Origin of the sequence: Anaerotruncus sp. G3(2012) (assembly GCF_000403395.2) — a bacterium.
Taxonomy (GTDB): Bacteria; Bacillota; Clostridia; order Oscillospirales; family Ruminococcaceae; genus Anaerotruncus.
This window is the reverse complement of record NZ_KE159675.1, coordinates 157,003-172,867: the sequence shown is the minus strand read 5'-3', so window position 1 is coordinate 172,867 and position 15,865 is coordinate 157,003. Positions and strand designations below refer to the sequence as shown.

Annotated in this window: 17 protein-coding genes; 5 read left to right on the top strand and 12 right to left on the bottom strand. The window is 56.0% G+C overall.

The features are described from left to right. Positions 1-12: 12 nt before the first annotated feature. Positions 13-1,305: a tRNA (N(6)-L-threonylcarbamoyladenosine(37)-C(2))-methylthiotransferase MtaB gene (mtaB, locus tag C814_RS16120; protein ID WP_016316449.1), complete on the bottom strand. Its 1,293-nt coding sequence runs from the start codon at positions 1,303-1,305 to the stop codon at positions 13-15. A 207-nt stretch (positions 1,306-1,512) separates the two neighbouring features. Here mtaB and C814_RS16115 point away from each other — a divergent pair, with 207 nt between their 5' ends. The 4 genes from C814_RS16115 to C814_RS16105 all read left to right on the top strand — a co-directional run bounded on the left by C814_RS16115 (position 1,513) and on the right by C814_RS16105 (position 3,337). Next, the gene (locus tag C814_RS16115; protein WP_016316448.1) at positions 1,513-1,746 is read left to right on the top strand and encodes an HPr family phosphocarrier protein; all 234 of its coding nucleotides are present in this window, start codon (positions 1,513-1,515) and stop codon (positions 1,744-1,746) included. Positions 1,747-1,971: 225 nt separating this feature from the next. Then, positions 1,972-2,217, top strand: a complete 246-nt coding sequence (gene rpsT, locus C814_RS16110; protein ID WP_016316447.1) for a 30S ribosomal protein S20 — start codon at positions 1,972-1,974, stop codon at positions 2,215-2,217. A gap of 161 nt (positions 2,218-2,378) precedes the next feature. Then, positions 2,379-2,543 (top strand): hypothetical protein, encoded by a 165-nt coding sequence (locus tag C814_RS23780; protein ID WP_016316446.1) that lies wholly within the window; start codon positions 2,379-2,381, stop codon positions 2,541-2,543. Between the two features lie 248 nt (positions 2,544-2,791). Beyond that, positions 2,792-3,337: a DUF3795 domain-containing protein gene (locus C814_RS16105; RefSeq protein ID WP_016316445.1), complete on the top strand. Its 546-nt coding sequence runs from the start codon at positions 2,792-2,794 to the stop codon at positions 3,335-3,337. A 51-nt stretch (positions 3,338-3,388) separates the two neighbouring features. Here the strand turns inward: C814_RS16105 and C814_RS16100 are convergent, their stop codons facing one another. The 9 genes from C814_RS16100 to C814_RS16065 form a co-directional block, all read right to left on the bottom strand. Further along, positions 3,389-4,081: a FadR/GntR family transcriptional regulator gene (locus C814_RS16100; protein WP_016316444.1), complete on the bottom strand. Its 693-nt coding sequence runs from the start codon at positions 4,079-4,081 to the stop codon at positions 3,389-3,391. 3 nt (positions 4,082-4,084) lie between these two features. Continuing rightward, complete coding sequence (locus C814_RS16095) at positions 4,085-4,837, bottom strand: FadR/GntR family transcriptional regulator (RefSeq protein WP_016316443.1); 753 nt, start codon at positions 4,835-4,837, stop codon at positions 4,085-4,087. Positions 4,838-5,187: 350 nt separating this feature from the next. After that, on the bottom strand, positions 5,188-5,643 hold the full coding sequence (locus tag C814_RS0105130) for a NanQ anomerase/TabA/YiaL family protein (RefSeq protein ID WP_031219797.1): 456 nt from the start codon (positions 5,641-5,643) through the stop codon (positions 5,188-5,190). 358 nt (positions 5,644-6,001) lie between these two features. Continuing rightward, positions 6,002-7,123, bottom strand: a complete 1,122-nt coding sequence (locus tag C814_RS16090) for an ABC transporter ATP-binding protein (protein WP_022788470.1) — start codon at positions 7,121-7,123, stop codon at positions 6,002-6,004. Positions 7,124-7,320: 197 nt separating this feature from the next. Then, complete coding sequence (gene nagB / locus C814_RS16085) at positions 7,321-8,061, bottom strand: glucosamine-6-phosphate deaminase (RefSeq protein WP_016316440.1); 741 nt, start codon at positions 8,059-8,061, stop codon at positions 7,321-7,323. A 15-nt stretch (positions 8,062-8,076) separates the two neighbouring features. After that, a complete protein-coding gene (locus C814_RS16080) occupies positions 8,077-8,994 on the bottom strand; it encodes a dihydrodipicolinate synthase family protein (protein ID WP_016316439.1) in 918 nt (305 codons plus the stop codon). Positions 8,995-9,145: 151 nt separating this feature from the next. Then, positions 9,146-9,967 (bottom strand): carbohydrate ABC transporter permease, encoded by an 822-nt coding sequence (locus C814_RS16075; protein WP_016316438.1) that lies wholly within the window; start codon positions 9,965-9,967, stop codon positions 9,146-9,148. A gap of 15 nt (positions 9,968-9,982) precedes the next feature. After that, complete coding sequence (locus C814_RS16070) at positions 9,983-10,918, bottom strand: carbohydrate ABC transporter permease (RefSeq protein ID WP_016316437.1); 936 nt, start codon at positions 10,916-10,918, stop codon at positions 9,983-9,985. 105 nt (positions 10,919-11,023) lie between these two features. Further along, positions 11,024-12,406, bottom strand: a complete 1,383-nt coding sequence (locus C814_RS16065; protein WP_016316436.1) for an ABC transporter substrate-binding protein — start codon at positions 12,404-12,406, stop codon at positions 11,024-11,026. A gap of 222 nt (positions 12,407-12,628) precedes the next feature. On the opposite strand from C814_RS16065, the gene C814_RS16060 reads away from it, so the two are divergent. Then, positions 12,629-13,285, top strand: a complete 657-nt coding sequence (locus C814_RS16060; protein ID WP_016316435.1) for a GDSL-type esterase/lipase family protein — start codon at positions 12,629-12,631, stop codon at positions 13,283-13,285. Between the two features lie 397 nt (positions 13,286-13,682). On the opposite strand, the gene C814_RS16055 is transcribed toward C814_RS16060, so the two are convergent. Both C814_RS16055 and C814_RS16050 read right to left on the bottom strand, forming a co-directional pair. Continuing rightward, positions 13,683-14,501, bottom strand: coding sequence for a purine-nucleoside phosphorylase (locus tag C814_RS16055; RefSeq protein WP_016316434.1), 819 nt, complete (start codon positions 14,499-14,501; stop codon positions 13,683-13,685). Continuing rightward, entirely contained in the window at positions 14,498-15,808 is a 1,311-nt protein-coding gene (locus C814_RS16050) for an amidohydrolase family protein (protein ID WP_016316433.1), read from the bottom strand. Before C814_RS16050 ends, C814_RS16055 begins: the two co-directional genes overlap by 4 nt. Positions 15,809-15,865 lie beyond the last annotated feature (57 nt).

Sequence of the window (15,865 nt, the reverse complement as noted above, 5' to 3'; positions counted from 1 at the left end):
CGAAGAAGGATCCTAACCGCAAAGCGCGCCCAGGCACCAACCGTCCAGCGCGGCCTCGATACGGACACGGCGGATCTGCCCGCACAGGTTGTCCGGCCCGCCGACCCGCACCGGCGTATAGTTTTCGGCATACCCTTCATACATCCCGTCGGGCGTCCGGCTTTCAAACAGCACCGAAACCACCTGCCCGATCTGACCTTGCAGGAAAGCGGCGCGTGTACGGCTGGTGAGCGCGATCATCTGCCGGGAGCGCTCCTCCTTGACCGCTTTGGAAATCTGTCCGGGCATATCCGCTGCCCGGGTGCCCGGCCTGCGGGAGTAGGCGAAGACATGTGCTTTGGCGAAACCGACCGCTTCGGCGAATGCGAGAGACTCCCCAAACTCCACATCGGTCTCGCCGGGGAAGCCGACCATAATGTCGGTGGTGATCGCACAGTTGGCAAAGTGGCGGCGCAGGTCAGCGGCGATCCGCGCATACTCGGCGGTATCATAATGCCGGTTCATCCGGCACAGGGTTGCATCGCAGCCGCTTTGCAGCGAAAGGTGGAACTGCGGGCAGACCTTCGGCAATGCCGCCATCCGGGAGATGTCCTCGCCGGTGAGCAGTTCCGGCTCCAGGGAGCCGAGCCGGACCCGTTCGATCCCATCCACAGCCGCTGCGGTTTCGACCGCGTCGATCAGCCGCAGCCCCAGCTCCTTGCCATAGCTGGAAAGGTTGATCCCGACCAGCACAGCCTCCCGGTAACCGGCAGCAGCAAGCGTTTGCAGCTCGTCCCGCAGGTCTTCAGGCGGCTTGGACCGCACCGGCCCGCGCGCAGTTGGAATGATGCAGTAGGCACAGTACCGCTCGCATCCGTCCTCAATCTTGACAAACGCCCGGGTCCGTTCGGCGAAGCTGCCCGCCTGCATCCGTTCAAACCCTTCCCCGCGCTCGTGCGGCTGAATTTCGACGATCCGTTCCCCGGTCGCCAGCGCGCGTGCAACCAGTTCGACCAGCCTGCCCCGCCCGCGTGCGCCTGTGATCACGTCCGCTTCGGGGAGACGCTCGGCGGCATCGGGGAACGCCTGCGGGAAACAGCCCGAAAGCACCACCTTGGCGGCGGGGTTGCGGGCCTTGAACTGGCGGAGCATCTGCCGGGTTTTCCGGTCGCCGGTGGCGGTGACTGTGCAGGAATTGACCACGTAGACATCCGCCAGGTCGGTATGGGATACCACATCATAGCCATCCGCAGCAAAAATCTGGGTCAAAATCTGTGTTTCATACTGGTTGACCTTGCAGCCCAAGGTGTAGAAAGCAATCCTCATTTATACACTCCGTCTAAATTCGACTGTTTTTTATTGTGCAACTATTACAAATTCATCTTTGGCAAACTTGGAATCCTACGCCCATTATAATGAATTTTATGAAGAATTACAATTAGCAGTTGACGAAAATAAATCTCGCTGATATAGTGTAATTGTGGTAAAAACAGAAAGAAACAACAACTCTCGTCACGTAAGGAGGACAACAAGATGAAAACGCTCGTAATTAAACTTGACACAATCAATGACGTGAAAAATTTTGTAAACATCGTATCCAAATATGATTTTGACATGGACCTGATGTCCGGCCGGTATGCGGTCGACGCAAAATCCATCATGGGGATCTTCTCGCTCGATCTGGCAAAGCCGATCAAGATGGAGATCTATTCGGATGACTGCCCCGACCTGATGTCGGAAATCCAGCCGTTCGTTTCCGAGGCTTAATCCGTTTTCGAACGCCAGCGCGGCGCAGCCATTTTGGCCGCGCCGTTCTTCCTGTCCGGAAAGATTCCCAATCCTTTCCCGCAGAGAGCGTAAAATAATTCCGCCAAGGGCTTGATTTTTTTGAAAAAAGATGGTATCATAACTTGTACTGTCTAAAGTGATGCGACATAATCGGTTGCGGCTTTCTGCCCCAACCGTGATTCCGAGATCAAGGAGGTGTAACCTATGCCGAACATTAAATCTGCGAAAAAGAGAGTTCTTGTCAACCAGAAAAAAGCGCTTCAGAACAAAGCAGTCAAGACCAATCTCAAGACTGTTATGAAGAAAGCCGCTTCCGAGGGCACTGCGGATGCGATCCGCCTCGCGATCAAAAAGGTCGATCAGGCTGCCGCGAAGAAGATCCTGCACAAGAATACGGCTGCGCACAGAAAATCCGCGCTGATGAAGAAGCTCGCCACTGTTTCCCAGTAAGCAGACGGCTGGGCCAACACCGTATCTGGTAACACTGTCACCTGTTTGGTGGCGGTGTTATTTCATTTTGTGCGGGTTGACGAATCTCCTCTTTTGGGCTATAATAACAGTAGGATAAAATGGCATCTCTACAAAAACAATCCTTTTGAGGGGGCTTTTTGATGAACCGTCCGGAAAAATCCTTTTCGCTGTTTGCCCTGCTTCTTCCGTTTGCGGTTTCAATTCTGGTGCTTTGCATCACTGCCGGCTATCTGATCTATCGGATCGCCGATGAACGCGCCTATCGCGAACGGTGGAAAGACTACCACGACTGCGGGCTGGGCTGACGCCCATATGAAGATCGTTTCCGCCTGTCCAAACAGCAGAATGCCGGACAGGCAGGAAAAAACCAGAACAAACGCTATGCACAGGAAGCCCTGATGCATGGCGTTTGTTCAAAGCCGCAAAACAGGCAAAAGCCATCCGTCCCAACCGGCTTTTATACCGACAGGCCATAACGCGGCCTGTATGGCATCTGACTGGTGACGCACTGTAAAACCGATCAACCGGCAAAATCCTGGCTTAGGAGGATTTTATGATGAGAGGGTTTGAACGAAAAAACCAGCTGTTTTCCCTTTGCGGATTGAATTGTGGATTATGCCCCATGCTTTTAGGGAACCATTGCGGGGGATGCGGCAATGGAAACCAATCCTGTAAGATCGCAAAATGCAGTCTGGAACATGACGCAGTCGTATATTGTTTTGAATGCGGCCTTTATCCCTGCGAAAAGTACCAAAACATAGATGAATATGATTCTTTCATCACGCATAGGCGGCGAAAGGCAGATTTAGAAAAAGCGCAGCGGATTGGCATCGAGCAGTATAACCATGAGCAGAAGGAGAAAGTGCAGATGCTGAACCATCTGCTCGCAAACTTCAACGATGGCCGCCGGAAAAATTTCTTTTGTGTGGCAGTAAATCTGCTGGAACTTCCAGAGCTGCGGGAGATCTTTAGCCAAATCAAGGCCAATCAGGAACACTCTGCATTGTCAGCAAAAAAGCGATGTTCCTTTGTTGCAGGGTTGTTTCAAACGGTTGCCGCACAAAAAGAGATCGAACTAAAACTCCGAAAGAAAAAGTAGCGGCTCTCGCCCGGGTTTATGGGGAGGTCCCGCAGCGGACAAACCTCTTTTTCAGACCGTACTGTCCCGCTCGTAAAGGTTCTGGGTATAATCGAGATGCACCCGCATAAGCTGCTCGCATTCGGCGGCGTCCCCCCGCTCCAGTGCTTTGAGCAGCTCCAAATGCTCATGGTAGGAGCGGAGCACTTCTCCCAGCGTCCTCATATTGTTTTTCTGGTAATCGTACATGACATAGCGCATCGCTTCAAAAATCTCCGCGAGAATGCTGTTGTGGGTGGCCCGCGCAATCGAAATATGAAACTCTGTGCTGCTGTTCGCATACTGCTCGATGTCGTTCAGGGAAGTATGCATCTTGTCACACAAACCCCGCAGCTTTTCCAGGTCATCCTCCGACCGGTTTTGGGCCGCCAGCACGATTGTCTCGACCTCCATAAAATTTCGGATTTCCACCAGCTCCGCATAATTGGTGATCCCGACCGCAAAATCCAGCGCAACCGCATCCCGGATAATGGCTTCCTCCTGGATGTGGACATAGGTCCCATCCACCTTTTTCTCGATGACGCCCATCATCTCCAAAATGCGCAGGGCCTCCCGAAGCGTACTGCGCCCGACCCCCATCAGTTCGCAGAGGGTTCTTTCAGCCGGCAGGCGTTCTTTGTTTTTCAGCTCGTTGGAAGAGATCGAATCCAGAAAGTAGTTAACGATCTGCACCGGGACGGACGCTTTTTCGATTGTTTTAAACATGGCTCACGCTTCCTCATCCGCAAGATTATAGGCTTGTTTCACCGTATCCAGATAGGCTTCCATTGCTGAAACCGTCCGCACGTAATCCCGGTTTTCAATGCCTTTGACAATGCCCTGCGCTTTCCGGTGGAGGTCCCCGAACAGCTCCAACGTGTACTCGTTCGATTCCACCTCGGGGAACATGATGTCTTTAAACCTGTCAAAAATGCGGATCAGAAGGGCATTCTGCGTAGCCCCCGCCAGAGAACTGTGGAAATTGGTAAACGCCTCGGTGAGATAAGCGCCATAAATTTGTCCCTTCTCTGCACCGCCCTCGCTATCCGCGCTTTTTTCCAGGCGTTCCCCGATCGAGGCCAATGTCTGGCGCATAAACTTCAGGTCATTGGTGGTCGCACGCTGGGCGGCAAGCAGGGCAAACTGCCGTTCCAGCAGGCACCGCACCTGAAAAACATCTGCCTGATGCTTCCGGTTGATCCGGTAGTGATACAACATCTTCTTTTTGTAGAAGGACTGCACATCCTCATTGATATAGTATCTTCCGTTTCGGGCGACAATGACATCCAGATATTCCAAGCCGGCCAATGCCTCCCGCACCGAAGACCTGCTGACGCCAAACTGCGCTGCAAAATCATTCTCAGGCGGCAGCAGGTCACCTGGTTTCATCCCCCCATCCTTGATCGCGTCTACGATCTGGTCGCAGATCAAATCCGGATAGGATGCCTTTTTGATTTTGTTTTCTTCAAAATTCAGGAACATGACTCCTCCATATTGTTTCGAGTGGAAAAACCTGCTTTAGCCTGTCGAAGGGCTGTTTCAGAAATCAAAGCCACTGTCTTTTACTACAAAAAAGTGGCGCCCGCTGCATCAAAAACGCACAGAATACAGCAAACATTTCCGCTTTCAAACAATCCCCCGCTCCCATAACCAAACGTTTCGCCAGCCTTTTCAAAGGCTGCGGATTCCAAAGGCAGGGCCTTTGGCCGCGGCTTCGCAAAGCGCGGAACCTTTTGCGCTTTTGGAGAGTGAATCGCTGTCCGAAGGGCGGCAAGAGGGGGCTTTTTCCTTGCAAAAAGCCCCCTAGCAGCGGTCAGACCGTAAGCAAAACCTTACTCCTCCACCGCGACCTTTGCCACTAGCTTGATGATTGGCGCGGGAGCATCCTGCGCGATTGCGACTTTATGCGCATCTTCAGGCCAACAGACCATAAATTCGCCAGAATGCAGGAAGGTCAGCGAATGGTGCTCCCCCTGATAGAACCCGATGTCCTTTTCCTGGCTGAACGGCTCGAGCGGCGTAAGTGCACCGACCGACGCGACACCGATCCCCTCCACCCCGCTGACAATATAGTGAATGTCGATATACCGCCTGTGCGCCTCAAAGACACAGCTTTCAAACGGCTTGGAGGTGAGCCGGACGGTATTCGCGAAAATCCGGTCTCCGTCGATCTCCACCCGGGATTCGGGCAGTGCTGCGGGGTCGAGCGTTTGCAGGTATTGCAGCGCGCGGTAGATCGCAGGCAGATTCTGATAGGTCCCGGCATTTTTCAGCAGATCAAAAATCATACGCAAAGCCCCTTTTTCATCTGCATTCGCAAAGCGCTTTTCAGCCAAGAGCGCGCCCATCTGCCCCGCAAGCCATGCATAGCCAACCGATACCAAACGCTGACTTTCAAACCGGAGCAGAGGCGGACGAATCTTTTTTAAAGCAAGCCGGTGCCCGAGCCTGTCCCCAAGCGGACTGGGGCCAGCGGATGGCATTGCGATAGGCCCGTTGCGGCGGCATCCAACCATTGCGAATGCGGATATTTACTTTTATTTGAATGTTTTCTGCTTTTTACCAGAAAAGGGTCAACGCACCCCGCGCAACAGGGTGCGTCCTTTTGCTGTGGGGTGGGATTTATCCACCCCACAGCCCTTGTTGTCAGAGCAGCAGACTCTTTTCGGTCTGCGGGTCAAAGAGGTGCAGCAGATCGCTGCGGAAGGTGAAATGGATTTCGGTACCGTAGCTGAACCCGCCGCGCTGTTCTTCGGTCAGCTCGGTGGTGGGGATGCGCAGAACCGCATCCTTGCCGGCAGCGGTCACATGCAGATAAACCTCGCTGCCCATCATCTCCGAAACATCTACGGTTGCTGAGATGGTGTAGGAACTCTTTTCAGACTTCAGCAGGACATGTTCCGGCCGCACGCCGAGGATAATGTCCCTCTCACCGACCTGTTTTTCGGTGAGCCGCGCCTGAATCCGATCCGACAGGGCGATGGTCGCACCCGCACAGGAAACCTGATACCCTTCCCCAATTTTTTCGAGGCGGGCGTTAAACAGGTTCATCTGCGGGGAGCCGATGAATCCCGCAACAAAGATGTTGGCCGGACGGTCAAAAACCTCCTGCGGGGTGCCGATCTGCATGATGTAGCCGTCCCGCATAATCACAATCCGGTCTCCGAGCGTCATCGCTTCGGTCTGGTCGTGGGTGACATAGATAAAGGTCGTGTCAATCCGCTGGCGCAGCTTGATGATCTCCGCACGCATCTGGTTGCGCAGCTTGGCATCCAGGTTGGAAAGCGGCTCATCCATCAGGAAAACCTGCGGTTCGCGGACGATCGCCCGTCCGATTGCGACACGCTGACGCTGACCGCCCGAAAGCGCTTTCGGTTTGCGCTCAAGATACTCGGTAATGCCGAGGATTGCAGCCGCATCCCGTACCTTTTTGTCAATCTCGTCCTTGGAAACATGGCGCAGCTTGAGAGAAAACGCCATGTTTTCATAGACAGTCATATGAGGATAGAGCGCATAGCTCTGGAATACCATCGCAATATCGCGGTCTTTCGGCTCCACATCGTTGACCCGTTTACCGCCGATCAGCAGATCTCCTTCCGAGATGTCCTCCAGCCCGGCGATCATACGCAGGGTGGTGGATTTCCCGCATCCGGAGGGGCCTACCAGAACGATGAACTCCTTGTCTGCGATCTCGAGATTGAACTCGTGGACCGCGGTGACATTTTTGTCATAAATTTTCTTGATGTTTCTCAAACTTAAATCTGCCATTGAGCACAAGCCGTAAGGATACCGCCCCCGCGAACATCCTTTCATGCATGGAGAGCAAAACACCACACACCTTGCGACAGGTCTCCACACTGCCGCACCGTCGGCCAAACGGAAATATTCCTCCTTTTTTACGGCCCATCCCGCCTATGGAAATGGAGTAGCCGGCCGGGGCCTGAATGGGGGGACAGTTCTGAAGATCAGCCGGTCACCTGCATGAGCCTGCTGAGTGCAGCGCGGTCACCTACCAACGTGAAATCCGGATGGAGCTGGAGAATCGAAGCAGGTACCTCGGGAGTCACCGGGCCGCTGAATGCGCGGCAGACGATCTCGGCCTTATCCTCCCCGCTCGCAACCACCAGCACTTTACGCGCCTGCATGATGCAGCGGATTCCCATGGTCAGCGCCTGACGGGGCACCTCGTCCGCGCTCGCGAAAAACCGCGCGTTCGCGTCGATCGTGCTTTTGGTCAGATCGACCACGTGGGTTGCCCTCGGGAATTCTGCACACGGCTCGTTAAAACCGATGTGTCCGTTGTGCCCGATGCCAAGCAGCTGAAGGTCGATGCCGCCCAGCGAATCGATCAGCGCTTCATACCGGCAACATTCGGCCTGCGCATCCTCCGCAAGGCCGTCGGGCACATTGGTGTGCTCCGGATTGATGTTTACATGGTCGAACAGGTTGGCCTGCATGAAATAGCGGTAACTTTGATCGTGTGTCGGAGCCAGCCCTCTGTACTCATCGAGATTGACCGAATGGATTTCGCTGAAATCCAGATCCCCTCTCTGGTACCATTCGATCAGCTGTTTGTAGGTCCCGACCGGGGTCGATCCGGTGGCAAGACCCAGCACCGATGCAGGTTTGGACAGCATCTGTGCAGAAATCAGGTTTGCCGCTTTGCGGCTCATCCCCTCATAATCTTCAGCTTGATAGATTCTCATGGAACAGGCATCCTCCTAGCAGTATTTTTTGATCGCCTGGTCGATCTGTGCAGCGCAGGCAGAGACAATCTCCTGATCCTCCGGAACGAGGTTTGCGAGCGGAGCGCGCACGCCGCCGACTTCGACCCCCTCCCGCTGTTTGAGGACCGCTTTGATCGCCGCATACATGTTGCCGCGGGTCGAGCAAAGCCGATAGATAACCCGGCAGACCTCGTTCTGGATTTCACGGGCTTCCTCCAGCTTCCCGGCGAGGAACAGCTCGCGCGCCTTGAGGAACAGCTCAGGCATTGCGCCATAGGTGCCGCCGATGCCGCCGATCGCGCCCGCCGCAAGCCCCGAAACGAACTGCTCGTCGGGGCCGTTAAAGACGATCAGATCACCGGCGCCCTCGTCGCGGAACATCTGGATGTCCTGCACAGGCATCGACGAATTCTTGACGCCGATCACCCGCGGATTTTTCTTCATCTCGCGCAGCAGCGGCAGGGTCAGCGCCACACCGGCGAGCTGCGGGATGTTGTAGATCACAAAATCCGTTTCGGGCGCAGCTGCAGAGATGTCGTTCCAGTATTTTGCGATTGCGTGGTCGGGCAGCTTGAAATAGATCGGCGGGATCGAGGCGATCGCGTCAACCCCCTGCTCCTGCGCATGGGCTGCGAGTGTCTGGCTGTCTTTGGTATTGTTGCAGGCAACATGCGCGATGATCGTCAGTTTACCGCGCGCCTCCGCCATCACATTTTCGAGAACAGCTTTCCGCTCTTCCACACTCTGGTAGATACACTCGCCGGAGGAACCGCCCACATAAAGGCCCTGTACGCCCTTCCCGATGAAATACCGGGTCAGCGCGCGGACGCGTTCAGGGCTGATCTCCCCATTGTCATCATAGCAGGCATAGAATGCAGGAATAACGCCCTGGTATTTTGAAAAATCTCTCATTGGTAATACACGCTCCTTTTCGGATGGGGGCAATGCCCCGGCAGGTGAGGTCTGTTTTTATAAAAGAATTTCACCGTATGCAAGCGGCAGCGGGGTCTCTGCCCCTCGGTTTCGTCCCCTTGGAGAGGCGGACGGCTTGTGCGATTGGGAATCAGCCTTTGACTGCGCCCATCGTGATACCCTGTGTAAAATATTTCTGGAAACAGATAAAGATGGTGACAATCGGGATTGCGGCGAGTGCGGCACCCGCGATCAGCGGCCCATATTCAATGACATCCGCCGACTGCAGCCGCGCGATACCGAGCGCGATTGTCAGATTCTCGGTGCTGGTAAGCATGACCAGCTGGAGGAAGTAATCGTTCCAGGTGTTGATGAAGGTGAAGATCGACAGCGCTCCAACGCCCGGTTTTACCACTGGGAATACAACGCTCCAGAAGGTGCGCAGCTCACCCGCACCGTCAATACGCGCGGCCTCGAGCATCTCGGTGGGGATCGTCTCGGAAAACTGCTTCATCAGGAACACGCCAAACGGCCAGCCGACCGTAGGCAGAATAACCGCCCACACATTGTCATAGATGCCAAAGGTGGACATAATCCGCACCAGCGGGACAAGCACGACCTGCTTGGGCAGCGCCATAGCGCAGATGAACAGGGTAAAGACAATCTTCTGCCCAAAGAACCGTTTTTTTGCCAGCGCATAACCCGCGAGCGATGCGGTCCCGCAGACAAGGATCATCGAGACCAGCGCGATGAAAACACTGTTATACAGCCATTTCCAGGCGGGCTGCTTGAACAGGCGGACAAAGTTCTGCATGGTAAGTTTGGAGGGGAACAGCTCCGCCTTCCAGACATTGGTGGGATCGTTGAACGCGCCGGTCATAATCCGGTAGAACGGGAAGATGAACACCAGCGCCACAAGCACCAGCAGGATCATCGAGATCACGGCATATGGCGTTATTTTCTTTTTTCCCATAAACTTCCCCCTCCCTTAATACTCAACGCCGGTGTTCATTGTCTTGAACTGGAGGGCGCTGAAGATCGCAATGATGATCGCCAGAACGACACCCATCGCATTGGCGTAGCCATAGCGGTAGAGCGAGAAGGCGTTCCGGTAGAGGTAGTACATGACCGTCGAGGTCGAGTTGCTCGGTCCACCCGAGGTCAGCAGCTGGATCAACGCGAAACACTGGAACGAGTTGATCGTCGTGATGACCAGCACATAGAGGGTGGTTGGCTTGATCGCCGGCCATTTGATCTGCCAGAAGGTCTGAAGCTTGGTCGCGCCGTCCACCTGGGCGGCCTCGACCTGGGACTGGTCAACGTTGCCAAGCGCGGCAACATAGAGGACGATCGGCTGCCCGACCGAGGTGGTGAACAGGATCAGCAGGATGCACCAGATTGCGACCCTCTGGTCACCCAGCCAGTTGATGTTCTTTTCAATCAGGCCGGAGGATTTGAGCGCCCAGTTGAAGATACCGCGCTGGAAATCGAACATCCATTTCCAGACGACGACAACCGTTACGCTTCCCGTGACCACCGGCAGATAGAACACACCGCGGAAGAACGAGCGGACCCAGCCTGTCTTCTGATAGATCGCCGACCCGACCCAGAGCGAGAAAAAGGTGACTGCCGGGACGGATACCACCACAATGACCACTGTATTCCACATCGAACGCAGAAATACCTTGTCTTGGAACAGCTCGATATAGTTGCCGAGGCCGACAAAACTTTCGGCCGAAACCGGACTTTTCATCGTGTAGTTAAACAGGCTGGTCACAACGCCCATGACCATGGGCACGATGACGAATGCAGCAAAAAAGAGCAGCGCCGGGAGCAGAAACAGATAGGCCACAGTGGTTTCTCTGCGCTGCAAAACATGGCTCAGATTCTTTTGAGGCGCAGCAGCCGGATTGGACTGGCCCATACGTCTTTACCTCCTTTTGGATCGGAATACCTGTCCGCCCCCACACCGGAAAGGGGCGCAGGGGCGGTCAGGGGCAGGATTCTCAGGTCATTAGAGCTTTGCTTGTTATGCAGCAGTCATGCCTGCGTTGGAAGCTGCGGCATAAGCGTCCAGAGCCTCTTTCGGATCGGTTCCGTTGGAGATGACATTCTGGAGCATGTTCCACCACTCGGTGCGCATGTTTGCGAACCCATCCATGGTGTTGTAGTACGGAGCATAGTATTTGGTGAAGTTCTCGAGGACCGCATACTCCTCATTTCCGGCATACAGATCCTTCTCGGCGAACGACTGACGGACCGGGAATGCGCCGGTGCGGACAACATTCTTCGGACCCCACTCGGGATCGTCGCAGATAAACTGGATGAGCTTCTTGGCAGCGTCAGCGCGGGCGGCATCGCCGTTGTCAAAGACGCAGAATCCATTGACCAGATACTCCAGCTCGGGAACGCCGTCATCAGACGGGAACGGCAGGGAGATCGGGGTTACGCCCGCAGCCTCCATGTTGGGGGCCTGTGCAAGCGCGGTGCTGGTGCCCCAGCAGAATGCGAAGGACGAGAAGCCAGTTGCAAACAGCTCGATGTCATTTGCGGCGGTGTTGGAAACGCCGTCGCCCAGCCAGCCTTTGTCGATCCACTCTTTCATCTTGGTCAGCGCCTGAACGCCGGCATCGCTGTTGGCGGTGTACTCGGTCATCTCAGGATTCGCGATGGTCGCGCCGTACAGGTTGGTGATGAAAGCACGTGTGCCCTGGTCGCCGCCCTGGCCGTTGCAGAATACGGTGCCCGGGTTCATGCCGGCAGCCGCGAGTTTCTCAATCGCTTTCTCCCAGTCAGCAGTGCTCCAGGTGCGGTCGCCTTCGAGGTTTACAAACTCCATCGCGCCCGCATCTTCCCACATCTGCTTGTTGATCGCCATATAGAACGGCGAAGAGCTGATCGGGTACATATACGGGGTGCCCTTGCCCTTGCAGGCTTCGACCAGCGCATCGTTGTTGACGTCCGCGATGAAGTCAGCGGTGAACAGGTCATCCAGCGGAACCAGCTTGCCGTTGTTGCCGTACTCAATGATCCGTCCGGGGGCATCGAACAGAACGTCCGGTGCATTGCCGCCCTCGATCGCCGAAACGATCTTCTCCGGTCCGTTGGTAAAGTCGATCGTGTCGAGCTTCACCTTGATGCCGGGGTTCGCGTCCTGGAACGCATCAATAATCTTCTGCTCGTAGGTACCTACCGGGTCGTCCGCGTTCTCCTGACCAAAGGTCGGGAACGCCCACCATGTAATTTCGATCTCAGAGCCGGCAGGCTCTGCCGCGGATGGCGCGCTGCTCTCCGCAGGTGCCGCAGAACTGGCCGGCGCTTGCGAAGAAGCGGACGAGCTGCCGCCGCACGCGGTCATCGAAACCGTCATCATGGCCGACAGCAGGAATGCGAGCGTCTTTTTCAGTTTCATTGGAAGTTTCCTCCTACATTTCTGTTTTTGGCATAGTGTGTATGTGCTTAGGTAAATTATATAATTTCCGGGTGATAAAATCAATAGAATTAGGAAATTTTATATTAAAATTTTCCATTCATTTTGGAAATGGCTGTTTTAACCGGCATCCAGCGCGGTTTTGTTTGCATTCCTCTGCGCGCTATGGTATGCTAAATAAAACCTTTTTCTGGAGGGATTTCTGTGAAAAAACATATTGTCTGCTTGGGGGACTCCAATACCCATGGCTATAGCGCCAGCCCGGACGACTGTGCGGATGGACCACTGCTTCGCTTTAATGAAGAGGAACGATGGACCTGCCTGCTCGGAAAACAGCTTGGGGAGGACTACCTGGTGCTTGAGGAAGGGCTGTCTGGGCGGACAACCGTCTTTTCCGATCCGCTTTACGAAGGGCTTTCCGCGCTCGGCTACCTGTTTCCCTGCCTCACAAGCCACGAGCCGGTGAGCCTGCTGGTAGTAATGCTGGGAACCAACGATACAAAGGAACGGTTCCATGTCTCGGCCGAATGCATCTCGCTCGGGATGGAGCGTCTGGTGCGCGCTGCCCGCAACATTGAATGCTGGGGCGGCAAACAGCCGAATATCCTGATTGTTGCGCCCCCACCGATTGGCGAAGGGGTCTATCAGTCTGCTGTCTCGGAAACCATGGGACGCGGCTGTGTGGAAAAATCCCGGGAGCTTGCGCGGTATTACGCGCAGGTCGCCGAGCGTCAACACGCACACTTCCTGGACGCCGCCCCCTACGCTGAATTTAATACGATCGACTGTATGCATCTGACCCGCAAAGGCCATCGGATGCTGGCGGAGAAACTCGCGGAGGTCGTACGGGGGCTTGCATAGCCGCAGACAGTTACAATACTGCATAAAATCAGGGTGCTTTTTCACTTGCAAAAAGCACCCTCTTGCCGTTTTGCGGCAATTCACCCGAAAAAAGCGCTTCACAGGAGAAAGCGTTCCGCGCTCATCTCGCGCTAAGAGCCCGCTTTCGGCGGGTTGCGCTCGAAACGCTTCGCTGCGGCTCGCAGTGCGGAGCGCGTCGGGGGCTCTGCCCCTCGACCCCGCAATTTTTTGAAAAAAATTGAGTAAAACTTTAAATTGAGAAAATAAGAAATTCGCCGAGCTTGTCGGGGTGGGGCCTGCGGGGAGGGGCCGCTGACCCCTCGCCCGCAAGGCGCATCCTGCCCGAGCGTCGCGCGTAAGCGCGCTTCGGGCTGAAAGCCCGAGAAGCGATAGGCGTTCAAAGCCGTTCCACCACCTGTGCGAGCAGGCGCTCGAGGTCTTTGCCCCGCCGCTCACCCGTTTCAAGTACCTCTTCTTCGGTCAGCGGCTGGTCGAGTACCCCGGCTGCCATATTGGTAATCAGCGAGAACGCCAGCAAACGCATCCCACAATGAGAAGCCGCGATCGCCTCGGGCACAGTGGACATCCCCACCGCATCCGCTCCAAGCATCCGGAACGCCCGGATTTCGGCCGGAGTTTCATAACTTGGGCCGGAACACCCGAGATAGACCCCCTCCCGCAGCGGAATCCCCAGCTCATCCGCAACGGATTTCGCCAGCTCCCGCAATGCAGGGGTGTAGGTATAGCTCATATCGCAGAACCGCGGACCAAATTCCGGTTCATTCGGCCCGGCCAACGGATTTTTTCCCATCAGGTTGATGTGGTCCGAGATCAGCATGAGGTCGCCTGCGGCATACTCCAGATTGACCCCGCCCGCAGCATTGGTGACGATCAATGTCCCGACCCCGAGCCGGCGCATCACCCGCACCGGGAACACCACATCGGTCAGTGGGTGTCCCTCGTAGAAATGCAGGCGTCCCTGCATACAGATCACCCGTTTGCCCGACCACTCCCCCGCTACAAATTGTCCTTTATGGCCAGGCGCAGTCGAACAGGCAAAATGCGGCAGCTCGCCATAAGGGATTTCCCGTCTTTCCGCGATCTGGCCGGCGATTCCCCCCAGACCCGATCCCAAAATAATCCCGATTTCCGGCTGCATCCCCAGCCGCTCCTGGAGGGCAGCGGCGGCTTCTCCAGCTTTTTGATACTGCGTCATCTCGAATGCTCCTTTCCCAGCTCTCCCGCGATCCGATAAGCGGACCGCTCCGCTTCCCGGACCACCTTTTCCAGATCAATCGTCGGGAAGTTCCCGTCCCGATAGAGAACCTTCCCGTCCACCATGGTCAGGCAGACGTCGGTCCCCTGTCCGGCATAGATCAGATTGCCCACCATGTCGTGGCAGGGATGGTAATACGGCCGGCCGCGCAGATCGAATACCGCCAGATCGGCGCGTGCTCCTTCCCGCAGGATGCCGCAGTCCTCCCGGCCCTGCGAGTGTGCACCCGCGCGGGTTGCGGCGTAGACCGCCTGCGCGGGGGATACCGCGGTAGGGTCGCCGCTGGCGGCCTTGTAAAGGGTCGCGAACAACCGCGCTTCCTCAAGCAGGTTGAGGCTGTTGTTGCTGGCGGCCCCGTCGGTGCCGAGCGCGACATTGATCCCGGCGCCCAGCAGCCGGGGGACCGGACAGAACCCGCTCGCCAGTTTGAGGTTGCTCACCGGGTTGCAGGCGGCAGTGACCCCGCGCGCCTTGAAAATCTCGATGTCGCAGTCCTCCACCCAGACACAGTGCGCAGCGGTCGTTGGCGCGTCGAATACCCCGAGGCTGTCAAAATATTGTGCTGGGGTTTTCCCGTTGCGGCGCGCCTTGCATGCCTCATGCTCCGATCTGGTTTCCGAAAGGTGCAGATGCATCCGCAGACCGGTTTCTCTCGCCCAATCCGCCATCTGTGCCACTGTTTTCGGAGTCGATGTGTATTCCGCATGGATCGCCAGATCAATCCGGATCCGCCCATCGTCCGCGTTATGGAACTCCCGGATCAGCGGGAGCGTCTCCCTGTAAGCGGGCAGATTTTTCAGGTCACTTTCATCAAAACAGGTGATCGACGAACTGAAATTGATCTTGATGCCGCTTTCGAGCGCAGCGCGGCAGACCGCGTCCTCGCCGAAATACATGTCGGTCACCGACGTGACCCCAAACCGGAGCAGCTCGGCGATCGCCAGCATCGAGCCATTGTAGATATCCTCCGGGGCGAGCCGGGCCTCGAATGGGAACACCCGGGTGTTCAGCCAGTCATCCAGCGCAAGATTCTCCGCGTAGCCGCGCAGCAGGGTCATTGCGGCGTGGCTGTGGGCGTTGACCAGCCCCGGCATCAACAGCCTGCCCCGGCCGTCGTACCGCTCGCCATAGTCCTCCTCGGGAGGCTCCGCCCCGATATATTCGATTTTTTTGCCGCGCACCCCCAAAAACTGGTTTTCACGATATTGGCCCCGCTCATCCAGCAGGCCAATCCCGGCAAAGAGCATGGTCGTCCCTCCTTCTGATAGAAATCCCCGGTTTTTGGCGTGCAAAAACCGGGGGCC